The 21,076-nt window shown below is 66.9% G+C and carries 8 protein-coding genes and 1 pseudogene; all 9 read left to right on the top strand.

The window, feature by feature from the left end; genetic code table 11:
* Positions 1-65 precede the first annotated feature (65 nt).
* The 9 genes and pseudogenes from guaB (at position 66) to AC1RQC_RS01065 (ending at position 21,040) form a co-directional block, all read left to right on the top strand.
* Positions 66-1,529, top strand: a complete 1,464-nt coding sequence (gene guaB, locus AC1RQC_RS01105) for an IMP dehydrogenase (RefSeq protein ID WP_006163509.1) — start codon at positions 66-68, stop codon at positions 1,527-1,529.
* Between the two features lie 140 nt (positions 1,530-1,669).
* Positions 1,670-2,281: a hypothetical protein gene (locus AC1RQC_RS01100; protein WP_492371714.1), complete on the top strand. Its 612-nt coding sequence runs from the start codon at positions 1,670-1,672 to the stop codon at positions 2,279-2,281.
* Positions 2,256-3,875 (top strand): glutamine-hydrolyzing GMP synthase, encoded by a 1,620-nt coding sequence (gene guaA, locus AC1RQC_RS01095; protein ID WP_043346901.1) that lies wholly within the window; start codon positions 2,256-2,258, stop codon positions 3,873-3,875. Before AC1RQC_RS01100 ends, guaA begins: the two co-directional genes overlap by 26 nt.
* A 301-nt stretch (positions 3,876-4,176) precedes the next feature.
* Positions 4,177-4,728 (top strand): annotated as a pseudogene (locus AC1RQC_RS01090) (tyrosine-type recombinase/integrase); the annotation flags it as partial.
* Between the two features lie 519 nt (positions 4,729-5,247).
* Positions 5,248-6,057, top strand: a complete 810-nt coding sequence (locus AC1RQC_RS01085) for a TonB C-terminal domain-containing protein (RefSeq protein WP_492882301.1) — start codon at positions 5,248-5,250, stop codon at positions 6,055-6,057.
* Between the two features lie 2 nt (positions 6,058-6,059).
* Positions 6,060-6,569: an RNA polymerase sigma factor gene (locus AC1RQC_RS01080; RefSeq protein WP_253927749.1), complete on the top strand. Its 510-nt coding sequence runs from the start codon at positions 6,060-6,062 to the stop codon at positions 6,567-6,569.
* A gap of 118 nt (positions 6,570-6,687) precedes the next feature.
* Positions 6,688-7,680, top strand: coding sequence for a FecR family protein (locus tag AC1RQC_RS01075; protein WP_492808575.1), 993 nt, complete (start codon positions 6,688-6,690; stop codon positions 7,678-7,680).
* 372 nt (positions 7,681-8,052) lie between these two features.
* A complete protein-coding gene (locus tag AC1RQC_RS01070) occupies positions 8,053-20,166 on the top strand; it encodes a filamentous hemagglutinin family protein (protein WP_492882300.1) in 12,114 nt (4,037 codons plus the stop codon).
* 151 nt (positions 20,167-20,317) lie between these two features.
* Complete coding sequence (locus tag AC1RQC_RS01065) at positions 20,318-21,040, top strand: RNA polymerase sigma factor (protein ID WP_492882299.1); 723 nt, start codon at positions 20,318-20,320, stop codon at positions 21,038-21,040.
* Positions 21,041-21,076 lie beyond the last annotated feature (36 nt).

The following is a 21,076-nucleotide window of genomic DNA, read 5'->3' as shown; positions in this document are numbered from 1 at the left end:
CTCGCAGGCGCGTCAAGAAACGTGCCATTCCTGTATAATTCGGTTTTGCGCCTAGAGGAATTGCTATGCGTCTTGTCCAGAAAGCACTCACATTCGATGACGTGCTCCTCGTGCCGGCGTATTCGTCGGTACTGCCCCGGGATGTTTCGCTCCGTACCCGCCTGACCCGTTCGATCGAATTGAACATTCCGCTGGTATCCGCCGCCATGGATACCGTCACGGAAGCCCGCCTGGCAATTGCCATGGCGCAGGCCGGTGGTATCGGCATCGTCCACAAGAACCTGAAGCCGGCCGACCAGGCCCGGGAAGTGGCGCGCGTGAAGCGCTACGAATCCGGCGTGCTGCGTGACCCGATCACCATTCCCCCCGACATGAAGATCCGCGATGTGATTGCACTATCACATCAATACGGCATCTCCGGTTTCCCGGTGGTGGAAGGCAAGACCGTGGTCGGCATCATCACCAACCGCGACCTGCGTTTCGAGGAAGAACTGGACGCGCCTGCGCGCGCCAAGATGACGCCGCGCGAGAAGCTCGTCACGGTGGGCGAAGACGCATCGCTGGAAGACGCCAAGCGCCTGATGAACCGCCACCGCCTCGAGCGTGTGCTGGTGGTCAACAAGGACTTCGAGCTCAACGGCCTGATCACCGTCAAGGACATCCAGAAGGCAGTGGAACATCCGCTGGCCAGCAAGGATGACCGCGGCCAGCTGCGGGTCGGCGCCGCAGTCGGCGTGGGCCCTGATAACGACGAACGCGTGGACCTGCTGGTCAAGGCTGGCGTGGACGTGATCGTGGTCGATACCGCCCACGGCCACAGCCAGGGCGTGCTGGACCGCGTGCGCTGGGTCAAGCAGAACTACCCGCAAGTGCAGGTGATCGGCGGCAACATCGCCACCGGTGCCGCCGCGCGCGCGCTGGTCGATCATGGCGCCGACGGCGTCAAGGTCGGCATCGGCCCGGGCTCGATCTGCACCACCCGTATCGTTGCTGGCGTGGGCGTGCCGCAGATCACTGCGGTTTCCAACGTGGCCGAAGCCCTCAAGGGCACTGGCGTGCCGCTGGTGGCCGATGGCGGCATCCGCTACTCGGGCGACATCGCCAAGGCACTGGCTGCCGGCGCGCATGTGGTCATGATGGGCGGCATGTTCTCCGGTACCGAAGAGGCACCGGGCGAAGTGTTCCTGTACCAGGGCCGCTCCTTCAAGAGCTACCGCGGCATGGGTTCGGTCGGCGCGATGAAGGACGGCGCGGCAGATCGCTACTTCCAGGAAGACAACACCGCCAACGTCGACAAGCTGGTTCCCGAAGGCATTGAAGGCCGCGTGGCCTACAAGGGCTCGGTCACCGCCATCATCCACCAGATGTGCGGCGGCGTGCGTGCTTCCATGGGCTACTGCGGCAGCAGCTCGATCGCCGACTGGCACGAGACGTCCGAGTTCGTGCAGATCACCGCCGCGGGCATGCGCGAGTCGCATGTGCACGACGTGCAGATCACCAAGGAAGCGCCGAACTACTACATCGACTAAGTCGGTGTCAGTGAGTCGACCAGGCAGGTCTTTATGAACTGGCGGCTGTGCGGGACCTGGATGTCCCGCCAGCCGCGCGCCGGCTGCGCCGCCCGGCGCCGCCCGCAAGCCAGGCACTGCGCCTGGCCGGAGGAGTTCTCATGAAAGTATTGCTGCGTGCCGTGCTGTTCCTGGACGCGTTGCTGAATCTGCTGCTCGGCATCGTCATGCTGCTGTCGCCTTTCACGACCCTTTATAGCGCGCTGCAACTGCCGCAGCCGCAGCCCGCGATGTACGGGCAGTTGCTCGGCGTGGCCCTGGTCGGCCTGGCCTTGCTGCTGTGGCAGGCAACCGTCAATGGGCAGCTTACGGTGGCGGTGGCGCGAACAGTCGGGCAGGTCAATCTCACCAGCGCGGTGCTGATCGTGGCGTGGATGCTTATGTTCGAGCTGCCGGTGCAGGGCGCCGGCAAGATCTGGCTGCCGGTGCTGGCCGCGGTCCTGGCCTTCTTCGCCGCGGTGCAGATCCCGGCCGCCAAGCGCGTACGCGTGCGCGAACGCGAGCAGCGTGAACAACGCGAGCTGCAAAAAGAGACGCAAAACAAGGATGCCGGCACCGCCCCCGTGGCACGCCGGCCGCAATCACCCGAATACCGGCGCGAGCCGGGTGTCACGCCGCCGCCCGGCTATGGTCCGGGCACCGAAGTGATGACCGAGCCCGCACCGGACGAAACGCCATCCGCCCATCATGCACGACAAAGTCCTCATCCTTGATTTCGGCTCGCAAGTTACGCAGCTGATCGCCCGCCGCGTGCGCGAAGCGCACGTCTACTGCGAAATCCACCCGAACGACGTCACGGACGAATTCGTGCGCGAGTTCGCGCCCAAGGGCATCATCCTGTCCGGCAGCCACGCCAGCACCTACGAAGACCACCAGCTGCGCGCGCCGCAGGCCGTGTGGGACCTCGGCGTGCCGGTGCTGGGCATCTGCTACGGCATGCAGACCATGGCCGTGCAACTGGGCGGCAAGGTGGAGTGGAGCGACCATCGCGAGTTTGGCTACGCCGAGATGCGTGCGCATGGCCACACCGCGCTGCTCAAGGACCTGGAAGATTTCTCCACGCCCGAAGGCCACGGCATGCTCAAGGTCTGGATGAGCCACGGCGACAAGGTCGCCGAGCTGCCGCCGGGCTTCAAGCTGATGGCCTCCACGCCGAGCTGCCCGATCGCCGCCATGGCCGACGAAGCGCGCGGCTACTACGCCGTGCAGTTCCACCCGGAAGTCACGCATACCGCCAAGGGCCGCGACATCCTGGAGCGCTTCGTGCTGAAGATCGCGGGCGCCAAGCCTGACTGGGTCATGCATGACCACATCACCGAAGCCGTCGCCAAGATCCGCGAACAGGTCGGCGACGAAGAAGTGATCCTCGGCCTGTCCGGCGGCGTCGATTCCTCGGTGGCCGCAGCCCTGATCCACCGCGCCATCGGCGACCAGCTCACCTGCGTGTTCGTCGACCACGGCCTGCTGCGCCTGAACGAAGGCAAGATGGTGATGGACATGTTCGCCGGCCGCCTGCACGCCAAGGTCATCGCCATCGACGCGTCCGAGCAGTTCCTCGGCCACCTGGCTGGCGTGACCGATCCCGAGCAAAAGCGCAAGATCATCGGCCGCGAGTTCGTCGAAGTGTTCCAGGCCGAGGCCAAGAAGCTGACCAACGCGAAGTGGCTGGCCCAAGGCACGATCTACCCCGACGTGGTGGAGTCCGGTGGCACCAAGACCAAGAAGGCCACCACCATCAAGAGCCACCACAATGTGGGCGGCCTGCCGGAGACGCTCGGCCTGAAGCTGCTCGAGCCGCTGCGCGACCTGTTCAAGGACGAAGTCCGCGAACTCGGCGTGGCGCTCGGCCTGCCGCCGGAGATGGTCTACCGCCACCCGTTCCCCGGCCCGGGCCTGGGCGTGCGTATCCTGGGCGAAGTCAAGCGTGACTACGCCGAGCTGCTGCGCCGCGCCGACGCGATCTTCATCGAAGAGCTGCGTGGCACGGTTGCTACCGAGCAGGATGCCGCTGCGGGCATGTGCGAGCCTTCGCAAGTGGGCAAGAGCTGGTACGACCTGACCAGCCAGGCCTTTGCGGTGTTCTTGCCAGTCAAGTCGGTTGGCGTGATGGGCGACGGCCGAACCTATGACTACGTGGTCGCGCTGCGCGCGGTGCAGACCACCGATTTCATGACGGCGCATTGGGCGCATTTGCCGTACGCGCTGCTGGGCCGCTGCTCGAACCGCATCATCAATGAGGTTCGGGGGTTGAATCGCGTGGTGTATGACGTGTCGGGCAAGCCGCCGGCAACGATCGAGTGGGAGTGAAATCGGGTCCTTCGGGGACTATCGCCAGCTATCGAAAAATCGTCGTAACGTATTGATTTAAAAAGAAATGGGTTGCGACGGCTATCGGTCGCCATCGCCGGCCAGCGGAACTGGTTGGCGGTAGAAGTGGCAGTAGAACCAGGAGGCCGGATTAAGGCCCTCCCGCTTACTATCCAGACCAAATCGGTCTTTGACGGTAAAAGTCTCTTCGGGAAAGCTGGCTTTATGCGGTTTTCCCGGCATCAGCAGGTCTCCTGGCCCCTGACGGTAAAAGCCGTCATGAACAGGAGGAAAAACCTCGATGCTTACCGACACCGCACTGCGCAATCTCAAGCCTAAATCCAAGACATACAAGGCTTCCGACCGCGATGGCATGTATGTGACGGTATCGCCCACCGGTACCGTCACCTTCCGCTAGGTTTACCGTCTCAATGGCCGGCGCGAGACGCTGACCATTGGCCGCCACGGGCCGTCCGGCATCTCGCTGGCGATGGTTCGAGAAGAGCTGCTCGACGCCAAGAAGGCCGTCGCCCAAGGCAAGTCCCCAGCCCACGAGAAGCAGCGCGAAAAGCGCCGACTGACCGCCGCCAAGACCTTTGGCGACGTGACCGACAAGTGGCTGGTGGATGCCCGGATTGCCGACAGCACCGAGGCGATGTGCAAGAGCATCGTCGATCGGGACATTCTGCCGGCCTTCCAGAACCGGCTGCTCAATGAAATCACCGCTGATGACCTGCGCGCCCTGTGCGGTAAGGTGAAGGTGCGCGGTGCGCCCGCCACCGCGGTGCATGTCCGCGACATCGTGAAACAGGTCTATGCCGTCGCCAGCCTGCATGGTGAGAGGGCGATCAACCTGTTCGAACACGATCTGCCACGGTTGACGGCCGAGCCAATCAGCGCGGAGGCCTTGCGGGAGAGCCGTGAGCGATTGCTGGCACGCGGGGCAGCGTGGCTGGACAAGCCTTCGTGCGCATTTCTTCGGTCAGTAGAAGACGAGAAGCCAGACTTCGGCATTCTCGGGCTTTCTCATGCGAGTCAGTTGCCGGGTGTTCGGCGGAAGTTGCATAACCTGGCCCAGCGTGCCGCGGCCAAGCGCGAGGCAGATCGCCGCGAGCTTGAGCAGACACTGGAGCGAATCGCAGGCCGGGCCGGGTGAACCGCCGGTGCTATTGCTAACCTAACCGGGATTCTTGGCCCGGCCGTTCGGCATAGTTTTTTTTTGCGTCCAGCAGGGCGCACTTCCTTTCTGTGTAGATGGAAGTCACACGGAAAAAGCGGCGTTCGTCATGAAATAGTCACAAAATTCGACGACATTGCTGGCGAAGCATCCACCCCGCTATTTCCAAAAACTCCGGCGACTCATGCGTTTGAAATGACAGGCAACTCGGCATCGGTCAGCGTGCTTGCGCTGACAGGATTCTTGAGTGGCTTGGGGCTCCTGATTGCGACTGGGATGGTGCGTGCGCAGTCGACGGGTACGTCGGGCGGGCCATCACGGTCGGACATGCCTCTGCATGGACAGGCCACCGCTGCCACATTGCCGTTGGCGGATGCGCCGGCCATCAGCCTCGCGGCGGGGAGAAATGAAAGGTTTTTCGATTTCGACATACCCGCGCTACCCTTGGATTCCGCACTTGACCGCTATGCGGCGCAGTCCAGACGGCCGGTGCTTTTTCGAAGCGAACTCGTGACCGGGCGCATGTCGTCAGCTGTGCAGGGGCGCTTCTTGCCCGAAGTCGCGCTGAACCAGCTACTCAAGGGCACCGGCCTCGTCGCAGAACGAGACGATGCAGGGGGAGGCGGCAGTGCCTTTGTCTTGATGCAAGCCGATGAGCACGCTGCACCGGCACCCTATGCCGGGATCGACAATCTGGTCAGTGATCGACGGTATCCTGGCCAGGTTCAATCCCGCATCTGGCAGGCGCTCTGTAGCACCCCACGGACCGCCCCCGGGACTTACCGCGCGCTGATGCGCTTTCAATTGAGCGCCGATGGCCGCATCCAAGGGGTGCGCTTGCTGGGTTCGACGGGGGAGCCCCAACGTGACGTGGCGCTGATGGAGACCTTGAGAACGATTCAGGTCCCTCCGCCGCCGCTGGATATGGTGCAACAACCGTTAATTATGTTGATAGTCCCCGGGGATCACAATGGCACGCTTCGCTGCGGCAGGGGGGCATCCTAGCTATGTCCGACGACGTGCAGCCGGCCTTGTTGGACCATTTGGCCAATCGCTACGCCAAACTTAAGCGCAGTCTCGTGCGGGTGCTGGGCAGCGATGATCTGGCCGGCGATGCTTTGCACGATACCTATCTGAGGTTGCAGCGCCAGGAGAGCCGCGGGCCGATCCTGAGCCCGAGTGCCTATCTGCTGCGCATGGCGGTCAATATCGCCGTCGACATCCAGCGCAGGCAGAGCCGCAACTTGTCGACAGACGACGTTGACGCTCTCATGGCGCTGTCCGATCCCGCACCCGGTCCGGCGCAGGTGGTTGAAGACCGTGCCGAGCTTGAGGCCTTGAGCAGAATCATGGCGCGCTTGCCAGAGCGCCGGCGGCAAATCTTGCTGCTGGTCCGCTGGGAAGGATTGCCGCAAAAGGAAGTGGCCGAGCGACTGGGGGTTTCGATACGCACGGTCGAGAACGAATTGAAGCGCGCGCACGATTTCTGTGCCCAAATGTCGAGCAGACAAAAATAGTTGAGGGATTTGAGCATTGTCATTCGTCTTTACTCGTGAAACGCAATCCGCGCCGAAGCTGCGCGCCGCTCGCCGACTCTATCCAGCGCGTGTCGTCATGGTGGCTTGATTCGATATCGTGAAGAAACCCATCGACCAACATGCCGTCTCCAACGACGTGCTCCAGGAGGAAGCGCGGGCCTGGGTGCGCTTGCTCACCTCGCGCGAAGTCAATGCATGGGATGCGCAAGGATTTCAACGCTGGCTGCAGAGCAGCCCGGCCAATAAGGAAGCGTTCAACGAAGCCAGGCGGGTCTGGACTGCAATGAAGCCGGCGGCAGGGGAATTGCTGCGTGCCAATCCGGAGATCGCTGCCGCACACAGCCATGCGTCACGCCCCATGCAGTCGGGGCGTCGTGCATTCATGGGCGCGGCGGTGAGTGCTGCGGCCGTAGCGGCCGTTGCCGCGGTGTACCCACCCCTCGGGGTCTGGCCAGCAATCACGGAGTGGGGGGCGGACTACCGTACCGCCGCCGGCGAGCGGCAGGAAATCGGGCGAGCCGGCAGTGTTCTGGTTACGCTCAACACGCGGACCAGCGTTCGACGACAGATGGACCATGGCGAAATGGTCGGCCTGGAACTCATCAATGGACAGGCCGCCGTCGACCTGTCCCGGGACGGCCAGCGCTTCGTCGTGACGGCGGGAGCGGGCCGAAGCGTAGCCGAATCGGGACGCCTCGACGTGAAGTCTCTCAACGGCAAGGTCTGTGTCACCTGTCTTGAGGGCGCCGCACGCGTGGAGCATCCCTCGGGGATTCGCGCACTCCTGGCTCGGCAGCAAGCAATCTACGACGATCGTATCGTCAGCCCCGTCGCCGGCGCTGATCCGCAGGAGGTGTCGGCTTGGCGCACCGGAGAAATGGTATTCCGCAATACGCCGCTTGCCGAGGTGGTCGAAGAAATCAACCGCTATCGCCCCGGCCGTGTCGTGCTGGTGAACGCCGCTGTTCGCGCCCATCTGGTGAGCGGTCGATTCCTGGTTACGTCTCTCGACGCGGTGTTATGGCAAATCGAGCATACCTACAAGCTTGAAGCCACGTCCTTGCCAGGAGGACTGCTGGTCCTGAGTTGATCTTTCCGGCACGAGGGCTGGCCTTTGCACTGCGCAAAGTGCATCGGGTGTGGAATGCCCACCGCCTCACGAGGTTCGCCGCTGTAGCCCGGCGAGAAAGTGCAAAGTCAAAAAATAGTTGAGGGATCTGGCGGTAGCCATTCGTCTTGTCTCAGCGAGTTCCTGTTGCCGCTTACTGCGAAGCGGAACCAAACAAAACTCGAAGGACGTGGCAGCCCGGCACCGGGCGGGCTGCCGTAGCGGAATCGACTCAACTATTGGGCAGGACTTCAGATGAGCACACGCGGGCGCAAGTGCGCAATAGCGAAATCACGACACCTGGCACCGGCGGCATGGCCATTGCGCACGGCGCCGCTGACCCGGGCCGTTGCCATGCTGCTTGCCACTGGCGGGGTTTGGGGCACGGCGCAGGCGCAGCAGGCGTTCAGCAGTGCATGGTTTGCGTCCAAGGGCGCGGCGCAGAGCGCGGCGCAGCAGACCGGGCGCCTGCCCAACGGCATGCCGGTGTCGGCGCTGGCCAGCCCCTCGGCGCAGCAGCAACAGGCCAACGCCGAGCTGCAGCGCTCGCTGGCCAACCTGGGCACGGCCGCACAGGGCATCGCGGCGATGCAGGCGGCGCAGGCCAGCGCGCGCGCGGCCGCCGCGGCGGCGAACGCCACGGTGCCGGACGGGCTGGCCGAGGGCGGCCTGAAGATCGACACCAACAGCCTTACGCAGGGCTGGGTCAACGCCAACGCGCCGGCGCAGACGGTGGCCGACGGCAAGACGACGGTGGCCATCCAGCAGACCGCGGACCGCGCGGTGCTGAACTGGGAGACCTTCAACGTCGGGCGCAACACCACGGTGGATTTCAAGCAGCAGGCGGACTGGGCGGTGCTGAACCGCGTCAACGACCCGCAGGCACGGCCGAGCCAGATCCAGGGGCAGATCCGGGGTGATGGCACGGTGATGATCGTCAACCGCAATGGCGTCATCTTCAGCGGCACCAGCCAGGTCGACACGCGCAACCTGGTGGCGGCCGCCGCGCGCATCAGCGACAGCCAGTTCACGAGCAACGGCATCTACGGGCTCAATGGCACGACGCCAAGTTTCACCGATGCCTTGGGCAAGGTGGAGGTGCAGGCCGGCGCGCGGATTGCTACGCGCACGCCGGCCACGGTGACGCAGGGCGGGGGCTATGTGCTGCTGCTGGGCGCGGAGGTCGGCAATGCGGGCACGATCGCCACGCCGCGCGGGCAGGCGGCGCTGGCCGCGGGCGACAGCTTTGTGATCCGGCGGGGGGTGGGCACCGACGGCAACACCACGTCGACCACGCGCGGCAACGAGATCTCGCCGCGGTTCGCGGCCGGCGCTAGTAGTGCAGGCAGGGCGGGCAAGGTGGCCAACAGCGGGCTGATCCTGGCCACGGAGGGCGACGTGACGCTGGCCGGGCGCGACGTGCAGCAGCTCGGGGTGGCGGTGGCGACCACTACGGTCAACACGCGCGGCACGGTGCACCTGCTGAACTCGGCGGTGGACACGCAGGGGCGGGTGACGCTGGGGCCGGGCGCGGTGACGGCGGTGCTGATCGACGATGACGGCAAGACCACGGCGCTGGACAGCCAGCGTGACGCGCTGATCCAGGACTCGGCGGCGCAGGACCTGCTGCGCGGGGGGGCGGCATCGGGGCTGTTCGACAACCTGTCGAGGCTGTCGGACCGGCGCGACCAGTCGCGGGTGGAGATCGTCAGCGGGGGCGACGTGCTGTTCCAGGGCGATTCACTGACGCTGGCCACGGGCGGGCAGATCGCGGTGAGCGCGACGGGGCGTAGCTTCGTGGCCAACCGGGCGCTGCTGGATGTGTCGGGGGCGGTGGGCGTGGCGCTGGCGATGGACACGAACAACGTGAGGGTCAATGTGCAGGGCAACGAGCAGCGCGATGCGCCGGGCAACCGCGACAGCGGGAACCTGCTCAATGCGAACGTGTGGATCGACCGGCGCCGGCTGGTGTACGTGCCGGCGGGCGTGGGCGGCTACGCGACCGAGCGCTGGTACACGGGAGGCGGGCTGCTGGAGGTGGGCGGCTACCTGGGCAACCAGGGACACCGGATCGGCGAGTGGGCGGCGCAGGGCGGCACGGTGACGCTGGGCGGCAAGGAGGTGGTGACGCAGGCGGGCTCGTCGATCAACCTGTCGGGCGGCAGCCTGGACGTGCAGACGGGATACCTGAGGCAGACGTGGTTCAAGGGGGCGGACGGGACGCTGAGCAACGCCAATAACGCGCAGGCGGGGGTGTTGTACACGGGGGTCTACACCGGCTTCGACGACGAGCACCCGCGCTGGGGCAAGACGGCGACGCAGTCGTATGCGAGCCCGCTGATCGCGCCGCAGCAGGTGCTGCAGAACGGCTACACGGTGGGCCGCGACGCGGGTCGCCTGCAGGTGAGCGCACCGACGGCGGTACTCGAAGGCGAGGTGGTAGCCCGGGTCTTCAACGGGGCGCAGCAGACGCAGGCGCGCGCGGCCGGTCTCGCCGACGGCTACAAGCAGGGGCAGTACGCCGTGGCACAGGCGGGCGGGCTGGCACTGGGGCAGTACACGGGGCCGGGGCGCACGGGGGTGTTCACCAGCGAGGTGAAGATCGGCACGGAGGTGGGCGTGACGCCGGGCATGGGGGCGGCGGACGCGCTCGACCCGCAGCGGCAGAACACGGTGTGGCTGGACGCAGGCATGTTGAACGGTTTCCAGCTCGGCGCGCTGGACCTGGCCAGCGGCGGGCGCATCGTGGTGAGCCAGCCGCTGGTGCTCGCCGATGGCGGCCAGCTGAGCCTGGTGGCGCCCAATGTCGACGTCAATGCCAATATCACGGCGCACGGCGGCACGGTGAACGTCTCGAACCTGTTCCTGCAGGCCGGAGCGAAGACCCCGATCACGCTGACGGCGGCCGACGGTTCCTCCGCACTTGCCTTGGCGCCGGGGGCGACGATCGATGCGCGCGGGGTGTGGGTCAACGCGCGCACCGATCCGGATACGCTCACGGGCCTCGCCTATCTTAACGGTGGCAACGTCACCTTCGATTCGTCGGGCGACCTCATGCTGGGCGATGGCAGCCTGATCGACGTGTCGTCCGGTGGCGCGATCCTCGCCAGCGGCAAGACCATGGGCGGCAAGGGCGGCAACGTCACCCTGATCGCCGGCGACTCGATCAACCAAAGCAGCGACGGGACGCTGGCGATCAAGGGCGAAATCCGCGCCTACGGTGTCAACGGCGGCGGCACGCTGACCGTCTCATCGCCGGACAGTGTCCTGATCGGCGAGAACGCGATGCTCAGCGGTGGCGTGCTGGCAAGCGGCACGCCGGCTTCGACGCCGCTGAGGCTGAGCCAGCCGCTGACGATCCGGGCGGGGCAACCGTTGCCTTTCACGCTGACGCAGACGTTTGCCAAGCTGACGCTGGATGTCCCTGCTCCCACCGTCATCTCCCTGGTGAACTGGCCCAGTGCGCCGACCGCCGCGGACTGGGTCGTCCCGGACGGTGTGGACCTGTCCTCCAAAGGGATCGATGGCCTGCTGGTCTACTACAGTCCCGGTGACGTGGTGCCGGCCGGGACGCGCATCGTTGGTGGCCCCGACCATATCCCGGCCGGCACCGTTATCCCCTCGAGCGTCTTCCCGAATGGCATTGCCATCAACCCTTACCATCTCGTCTATGCTGCGGGCTCGGTCCAGAGCCGGGACATGACCTACCAGGCCGGTACCGTGATCCCGGTCGGCGTGGCCTTGGGCCAGACCGTGTCGGTCGTGCCGCTGCCCTCGCTCGATGGCGCCTTCTTCCGCGCCGGCTTCTCCAACTACGATATCAACGGCGGCCGCGGCGTGCTGATGACGGATGGGGCGGCCATCGCGCCGGCCATGCCCGTGTACCGGTTCACGTCCGACAGCCTCAATGTACGCGCGGGCAGCAATCCCTCTTCGGCGATGTCCTCGTGGCTCCCGCCGCTATTCGCCGAACACCCGCAAAGCGCAACGCTGAGCCAGCGCGGGGGTGCCAGCCTGGCGCTGCGCTCGCTGGCCAAGTCCGCGAGCGGGGACCCCTCGGGCGGCGCCATCGTGATCGGCAGCAATGCCAGCATCGCCGTCGATGCGGGGCAGAGCATCCGGCTCGATGCCTTCGGCCAGGTGACGGTCGATGGCAGTCTGACCGCGCGCGGCGGCAGCATCAGCCTGACCAATGAAACGGACGGCAGCACGGATCTGGCGCGCAACTTCGATGCGGCCGGGGCGAACCGCGGCGTGTCGGTCTGGGTCGGTCCGCACGGCAGGCTCGATGTCTCGGGCCAGGCCTACACGGCGGTGGATGCCCTGGGCCGCAGCTATGGCGCGGTCACGGATGGCGGCACCATCAAGCTGGGCGGCGGCACGGCCTTTGTGGTGATCCGTCCTGGCGCCGAGCTGAACGCGGATGGCCGCGCCGTGACCGTCGATGCCTCGACCGTTCCGGGCCAATCCAGCGCCGGCACGATCACGCTGGCGGGCAATGGGGGCGGCATCGCGCTGTCCTCGATGAGCGGCCTGGACCTGGGCGGCAACTTGCATGCCGCAGCGGGCGGAAAGGGGGCCGCGGGCGGGGAGCTGTCCGTTGCGCTGATCACGCCCGCCTTCCCCGATCTGCTGGCGCAGATCCCGTTCAGCGTGCTGGTGCCCAGCGTGATGACGGTAACGCAAGCGCGTGTGGCTGCGGCAGCTTTGTCCGAGCCGGGCGCCCCGGTGGCCACGCTGCCGTTCGGGCAGGCGACGGTGAGCGCCGACATGGTCAAGCAGGGCGGCTTCAGCGCCCTGTCCCTGTCCTCCGGCGACTACATCGTCTTTTCCGGCGACGTCGCCCTATCCTTGGACAGGAGTCTCAAGCTCAATGCCGGAGCGTTCACCTCCGGACCGCGGGTTCCGGGCACCGACCCGGCGCTGACGCCAGGCAGTGGCGCCGTCCGCCTGGCGGCGCCGTATGTCATGCTCAGTGGCACGCCGGTCGTCGTCCGCGACGGCAGCCGGAGCGGCACCATCTACAACCCGGGGGCCGCTCCTTCGCCGACCACGGCGACCCTGGCGGTGGACGCGAACCAGATCGATGTCCAGGGCCTGGTCGTCTTCTCGGCCCGCAACAGCTACTACGATCCCGCGCAGAATACTTATCTCAACTCTCCGGCCCCCGGTTTCCGTTCGGCGAAGCTGGTCAGCCAGGGCGATATCCGTTTCCTGCCCACCACGGTCCAGCAGGGCACGACGCTGGCATCGGCATGGGACCTGGACCTGGAAGCGGCTCAGGTCTATCCGGCCACCAATGCGGTCGCCAGCGTCATCGCCGGCCAGAGCAATAACGGCTATGCCGCCACGCTGAGGATCGGCCGCACCACGGCCACGGTGCCGGACGCTCCGCTGTCGGTCTTCGGTCATCTCAGCCTGGTTGCCCCCATCATCGAACAAGGCGGGATCGTCCGTGCTCCGTTCGGGCGTATCGATATCGGAGGGAATCCGTACTCGATCCTCGCGCAGACGGTCGATCTGCTGCCCGGCAGTGTGACGTCGGTATCGATGGCCGGATTGACGATTCCCTACGGCGGGACGATCGACGGCGTCACATACAACTACAACGGCAACGCGGTCCTGGGCTCGAGTCTGACCGGGTATAACATGAACGGCATCCAGTCCGGCGTACAGCTTCAAAGCCAGAACGTGAATGTCCGGGACGGCGCGCTCGTCGACCTGTCCGGCGGCGGCACGCTGACCGGCGCAGGCTTCGTCTCCGGGCGGGGCGGCTCGGTCAACATCCTCGGCACGCCGCTGATCAATGCCAACCCGGCCAACCGGTTCAGCAAGGCGGGCGACAAGGTCTACGCCATCCTGCCGGGCTATGCCTCCGGCTACGCGCCGGTGGCGCCCGAGAACGGCGCGGGCGACCCGGACATCGGCCAGCAGATCACGCTGGCGGCCGGCGTGCCCGGCCTGCCCGCGGGCACCTATACGCTGCTGCCCTCCAACTACGCGCTGCTGCCCGGCGCCTACCGCGTTGAACTCGGCGCGAGGGGCGCCAAGGTGGCGGGCGGCGCGACGGCCATCGGCGGCGGCAGCTATCTCACCTCCGGCGTCACGGGGATCGCCAACACCGGCATCCGCAGCCAGCTGCCCACCACCGTGCTGGTGACCCCGGGCACGGCCGTGCGCTCGTATTCCCACTACAGCGAACAGGGCTACAGCGACTTCCTGACGGCGCAAGCCGCGCTCTCCGGCAGCCTGCGCCCGCTGTTGCCCATCGATGGCAAGGTCCTGGACGTGCAGTTCAATGCGGCCAGCGACATGCCGATGCCGTCGCCCACGCCGGCGCCGTCCGCGCTGAACTTCGGCGGGACGGTGCTGTTTGCCCCCTCGCAAGGCGGCGTCGGCGGCCAGGTGGCCCTGCGCAATGTCGGCGAGGTGTTCAACGAGGCACCGACCGCCGGGTTCTCCGGCATTTCGGTGAGCGCCGGCAGCATCAACGCCATCGGCGCGCCGCGCCTGACCGTTAACGCCTTCCTGGCGCCGGCCAACGGCTCGCTGCAGTTCTTCGGCAACAATGGCGCAGATCTCTTCATCCGCGACGGCGTGACCCTCAAGGCGGGCGAGATGTTCCTGGTGGGCGGGAACATCGCGGTCGGCAGCGGGGTCACGCTGTCGACGGTCGGCCGGGGTGCAGTGCCGTTCGACTCCGATTCGACGGGACTGCGCTACCTGGCAGACCCGGTGACCGTGCTCGCCCTGTCGAACGGAAACGTGAACCTGGTCGGCTCCGCCAACAGCAACGGCTCGATCGCGGTCGGCGCCGGATCGTCGCTGTACGCCGAAGGCACCCTGGCCTTTGCCACCAACGGGCAGTCGAGCCTCGATCCGAGCGCCCATTTCGGCGCGCGCAACATCACGCTGGCTGTGGGCACGCTCAATGTGGGCGCCGGCAGCGCCGTCGCGGCGGCGGGCGCGGGCGCAGGCCTGCTGATCGACCAGGCGCTGTTCAACACGCTGCTGCACGGCGACCCGGACCATGGCGCGCCCGCGCTGCAGCGCTTCACCCTGAGCGCGGCCAACGCCATCAACACCTTCGGTACCACGGGGCTGGATGCCACAGGTTCCGGTGTCGACCTGCAGTTGGCGACGCCCGCTATCTACGGCTATGGCAACGCCGGCGACCGCGCGACCTTCGCCGCGGACAGGATCGCCTGGAGCGTGGTGCCAGGCACCTCGCCGGCGGCCTTGGGCGCGGGCGGCCCGGGCACCGGCACGGGCACGCTGGACCTGGTGGCCAGGGAGATCGACCTCGGCCAGTTCTTGTCGCTGGACAATAGCAAGGCCAGCCGCACGGTCTATGGCTTCGGCAACGTCAACCTGACGGCCAGCGAGAAGATCGTGTCGGCCGGAAACGGCTCGCTCTTTGTCTATCAGGCGCCCAGCGCGGATCCGGCGGCCGTGTTCGGCCAGAGCGGCACGGGTGGCAACCTGACACTGGCAACGCCGCTGCTGACCGGCATGCAGAAGTCGATCATGGCCTATACGGCGGGTGGGGCGCTGAACGTGGTGGCGCCGCAAGGCCAGGCGCCGAGCCAGGCTAGCTCGACCATCGCAGGCGCGCAGATCGACCTGGGCGGCGACAGCGTCGCCATCGGCAGCACCATCCTGCTGCCGAGTGGCAAGCTGGTGGTGAACGCCACCCACGACATCGCGCTGGACGCGGGCAGCCGCATTGACCTGAGCGGCCAGCCGTCGACCATCCAGCGGGCTACGGTTTATGGCTTCGGCGGCACGGCCAGCTTCCACAGCGCGCAGGGCGGCGTGGTGCAGGCTGGCGGCTCGCTGATCGACGTCTCGGCGATCCATGCGAACGCCGGCGAGATCACGATCGATGCCGGCAACGGGCAGGTCGCGCTGAACGGTACGCTGAACGGTGGCGCGACCGACGGCCAGGCCAGCGGCGACTTCAGTGCCCGGGCAGGAGCGTTCGCCGACTTTGCCGGGCTCAACGCTGCGCTGACCCGGGGCGGCTTCTTCGATGCCCGCAGCTTCACCGCCAGGCAGGGGGACCTGGTGGTCGGCGACGGTGTGAAGGCGCACCAGGTGTCGATCGCAACGGACGGCGGGCAGCTGACCGTGAGCGGCACCATCGACGCATCGGGCGCGGCGCCGGGCACGATCAGGCTGTCGGCCGCCCACGGGCTGACGCTGGCATCGAGCGCCGTGCTCGATGCGCATGGCGCGGTGCTGCAGGTCGACAGCTACGGCCAGCCGATCGAGGCGAAGAACCGCGGGCATGTCGAACTCACCGCCGCCGGAGGTACCCTGACGCTGCAGCCGGGCGCCACCATCGACCTGTCCACCCCGGATGGCGTGGCCCATGGCGATATCGTGCTGAATGCGCGGCGCGCCGGCGAGACCTCGGGCGACATTGCCATCAGCGCGGGCGGTCCGCTCGCCATCAAGGGCGCGAACAGCCTCGCGCTCAATGCCTTCTGGACCTACAACCTGCCGGGCGGCAGTACCATTTCGCAGGCAACGCTCGACGGCTACGACGCGGCCAGCACGGACTTCATCCACACCGCGCTCGGCAATGCCGCACTCGCTTCACGCATGGCGGGCCTGTCGGCCCTTGGCGGCGCCTTCCACCTGCGGCCGGGCATCGAGATCGCTTCCAGCGGCGATCTTTCGACCTCGGGGGATATCGACCTGGCCGGGTATCGCTACGGACAGGGCGCGGATCGCGGCCCGGCATCGCCGACCTACGGCGCCGGTGAACCGATGGCCCTCGTGGTCCGCGCGGGCGGCAACCTGACCATCGGCGGCAGCATCTCGGACGGATTCCAGGCCGGCGCATCCATCGCGCCCACTTTTGCCGCCATCCTGCCGTCTTCCCTGTCCACGGATAAGGTCCACTTCGCCGCGCAGGGCGCCCTGCTGTGGCGCCTGGTCGCCGGTAACACCGTGGCGGTGACCGCGGCAGGGGGCTGGACCGTGCCCACGCTCGCCACCGGCGCGGGCCTGCCGATGTCTTTCCGGCCGCAAGCGCTCGACGGTACCACCTATGCTTCGGGAACCGTCATCCCGTATGGCACGCAACTCAAGCGCCTCTATATCGCGGTCGGCCTGGAGAGCAAGGTCACGGGCTTGTCGCTGCAGACGGATCCGGGCAGCCCCGCGGCTGCCGCGACCTCGGCGCGGGCGAACATGCTGGCGGCCGGTTCGCTGTCGGCGTCGCTGCGCCTGGTCGCTGGCGCGGATACCACAGCGGCTGACCAGCGCGCACTGCAGGCGACGCAAGCGCTCGGCGGCGGCGGCAACCTCACGCTCAACGACCCGGCCTACAACGCCGACCTGACGGGAACCTTCTTCAGCGTGCTGCGCACAGGCACCGGCAGCCTCGACCTGCTGGCCGGCGGCAGCTTCAGCGAGGCCACGCCTTACGGCGTCTATACCGCCGGTACGCAGTCGGCGCCGCTCAGGACGGCCGACGGCCGCAACCCCTACGATCTTGCAGCGACCGTCACCGGCGGCGTGTCCCAGGCGTGGTACCCCGAGCACGGCGGCGACCTGCTGCTGACGGCGCAACAGGACGTGACCGGCAACATCCAGCTCGCCGACGGCACGTTGCGCTTCGTCGACAGCAACCTGACCAGCAACTGGCTGTGGCGCCAGGGCGGCGGAGGGGGCAGCCCCGATCCTGCCGCATGGTGGATCAACTTCGGATCCATGGCGAAGACCAATGCCAACAGTTCCGCCTTGGGGCTGATCGGCTTCCAGGGCATCGGGACACTGGGTGGCGGCAACCTGACGGTGGTCGCGGGACGCCATGCCGGCGTGACGACGGACGGCGCCAGCTTCAGCTCGACCGGTCTCGATCTCGCCGTCGCCTCCACCGGCCGGGTCATGGCGGATGGCACCCTGGTGCAGACCGGCGGCGGTGACCTGACCGTCAAGGTGGGGGGCGTCCTCAATGGCCGCCAGGCCCAGGGTTCCAACGGCTATTCCACGGACTATTTCGGCTCGGTGACCGCGCTGAGGGGCGACATCGCCATCGATGCCGGGGCGGTGGGCGTGATCGCGCAGAATACGGGACCGTCGTACTGGACGTCGTACGATCCCCGCGTGCTGGATGTCTCGACGATCAAGCGCTCGATGCAGACGCCCGGTCCGACGGTCGTGCCGGGCGACGGCATCGTGACGGTGTCCACGCGCGGCGACCTGGTGCTGGGCGGCGCCGGCGATGCCGGGATGACGGCGCTCGCGGACAGCGCCGGGATGTACTACACGGTGCCTGGCGCGATCGTCAAGGGCGCCAATGCGCAGTTCACCTTGTGGCGGCCTTCGACGGCGATCCGCCTGCTTGCTGCGGGCGGCGATGTCGCGCCGTTGAACGGCGCCTTGTCGGGCAGCGGCAGTCAGAACGGCAATGGCTTCTTTCCCGGCAGCCTGTCCGTTGCCGCGGCCAACGGTGACATCCGGCTGCGCGACACGGACTCCGCGGGTGCCCTGCCAGGTGTCATCGAGCTGATTCCGTCGCCCACCGGCCAGCTGGAGCTGCTTGCGGCAGGGTCGATCTATGGCTCGGGCTCTACCGTGTCGATGTCGGGCGCCGACATGGCCAGCCTGGCGACCCCCGCGCGACCGCTCTTTCAAACCACCTCGGGCCCGGGCGGCCCCAGCAATGCGGCCGCCGATGGCGCGGTGCGCGTGAACGCATCCAACCCGATCGCCTTCGGCGAAGACAACCCCACGAGCAACCTGCATGCCCAGGATCCGCGCCCGGCCCTGGTCTATGCGGGCATCGATATCGATGACCTGCAGATCGGACAAGCGCTGTCACGGAACTGGTCGCCCTCGAGCCAGTTCATGCCGACGCACCGCACGTGGTATGTCGCGGCCAAGCCGTTCGAAGTGCTCGCGGGCCGCGACATCGTGGGGACGGGCCCGACGCCGAGCGTGTTCCTCAACGTGGGGGCGAACGACATCACCGTGATGCAGGCGGGCCGCGACATCTTCTATCAGTCGGTCAATGTCGCCGGCCCCGGCCTGCTGCAGGCCCAGGCCGGACGCAACCTCAATCAGGGCTACTACGGCGCGCTGACGAGTGTGGGCGACATCGTCAACCCGTCGAACAAGTCGGGCGGGGCCGGCATCACGGTGCTGGCCGGTGCCGGCGCGAACGGCCCCGACTACGCGGGCTTCGCCAGGCTCTACTTCGACGCGGCGAACCAGCTGAACGCAGGCACGCCGCTGGCGGGCAGCGGCAAGGTGGCGCATGCCTACGACGCAGAGCTGCTGGCCTGGCTGCGGCAGCGTTTCGGCTACAAGGGCGCGGCGGCCGATGCGCTGGCGTACTTCCTGGCGCTGCCCGGCGAGCAGCAGGGCGTCTTCGCGCGGCAGGTTTACTTCCAGGAGCTGCTGCTCGGCGGGCGCGAGTACAACGATCCGGCGAGTTCGCGCTATGGCAGCTACCTGCGCGGGCGCGAGGCGATCGCGGCGCTGTTCCCGGCCACGGATGCGCGCGGCAAGGCGATCGCCTACCAGGGCGACATCACCATGTTCAGTAGTATCACGGGTTCCACCACCGTCAACGGGCAGACGGTGCCAGTCATTACCGACGCCGGCGTGCATACCAACTTCGGCGGCGACATCCAGATGCTCAACCCGGGCGGCAAGACGCTGGTCGGCGTGGAGGGCGTGCCGGCGGGAGCCGGCGCCGGCCTGCTGACGCAGGGTGCGGGGGACATCGCGCTCTACGCGAAGGGCAGCATCCTGCTGGGCCTGTCGCGCATCATGACGACCTTCGGCGGCAGCATCCAGGGCTGGTCGTCGGAAGGCGACATCAACGCCGGCCGGGGCTCCAAGACCACGGTGGTGTACACCCCGCCCAAGCGGGTCTACGACGCGCTGGGCAATGTCACGGTGTCGCCGAACGTGCCGTCCTCGGGCGCCGGCATCGCCACGCTGAGCCCGATTCCTGAGGTGCCGCCCGGCGACGTGGACCTGGTGGCGCCGCTGGGCACCATCGATGCCGGTGAGGCGGGCATCCGGGTCTCGGGCAATGTCAACTTCGCGGCGCTGCAGGTGGTAAACGCGGCCAACGTGCAGGTTCAGGGGAAATCGACAGGGCTGCCGGTGGTCGCCACCGTGAATGTGGGGGCGATGACCAATGCCAGTTCAACGGCGTCGCAAGCTGCCGCCGCTGCGCAGGATGCGATGTCGCGGGATCGCGCGGCGCAGCGGCAAAACCTGCCTTCGATCTTCACGGTGCGCATGCTTGACGCTGGCACGGAGTCGTCGTCGCCCGCTGACGGCGAGAGCAAGAAGGTGCCTGCTGGCGGCCTCCAATCCAGCGTGCCATACGATCCGGCGAGTCCAGTGCAGTTCGTCGGCATGGGCGGGCGGTTCAATCCTGCCCAGCTGGAGCGACTGACCGACGACGAGCGCCGCAATCTGAAACAGATCCGGTAGCAGCCAATCGAGCGGCATGCGCGTCTATCGTGGCATCGCCTTCTCCAACTCCTCTCAGCGTTCGGCATTGCGTCGTCGAGGCGGGAGCGTTCGCGCTGGAATCACCTGTGCGGTTGAGGACTTCGTAGTGGAACACGGAGATAGACGTCTCATGGATACGAGCATTGCGCATTGCGTCAAGGCGCTCGGGACAACTGGCGGCGCGGCCGGTGCGGCCTCCCATGCTGGTGAGTCCGGGGTCGTCCTGCGCGACTTCCTGGTATCGAACTATGACCAGCTCCGTCGACGTCTGACGCGCCATGTTGGTTGCCCCGATACGGCGCGCGACAGCCTGCAGGAGGCGTGGCTGCGCCTGGGGAGCGCGACACTTCCTGACGCGGTACGTAGCGCCGAGGCTTACGTGTATCGCGTCGCTTGCAACCTCGCGACGGATCAGTTGCGTGACCGTCGCATTTGGCCATCGCCGCTCGATGCAGACACCGTGTTCGAGCATCTTGCCGACCAAGGACCGGGGCCGGAAGCCGTCGTGGAAGCGCGCTCGGATCTGGCGGCGCTCGATCGCGCGCTGGAGAACGTCCCGGGCCGCCACCGGCGCGTGCTGGTGGGCTTGCGCCTGGAGGAACTGACCCGCGAGGAAGTGGCTGCACGCCATGGCATTTCGCTGCGCAGCGTGGATACGGTGCTGCGTCAGACCCTGGACTACTGTGCGACGCAGACCGGGCGGCGCGCCGTCGGGGGTGTCAACACGCCGCGGCGCGCGTTACTGCACGCGAGAAGGAGGGACTGCGGTGCCTATGCATCGGAAAAGGAGGCGCCAACCGGAGCGTACTCCGCGCTTGTGGATACCGCCCATTCCTTATGCCCGGTCGAATAAGTGTGAACGACATAGACGGACAAATGTTCCTTCGGC

The sequence above is a fragment of the Cupriavidus sp. GW822-FHT03E04 genome, from assembly GCF_058801495.1.
This window is presented reverse-complemented; position numbering and strand designations above follow the sequence as displayed.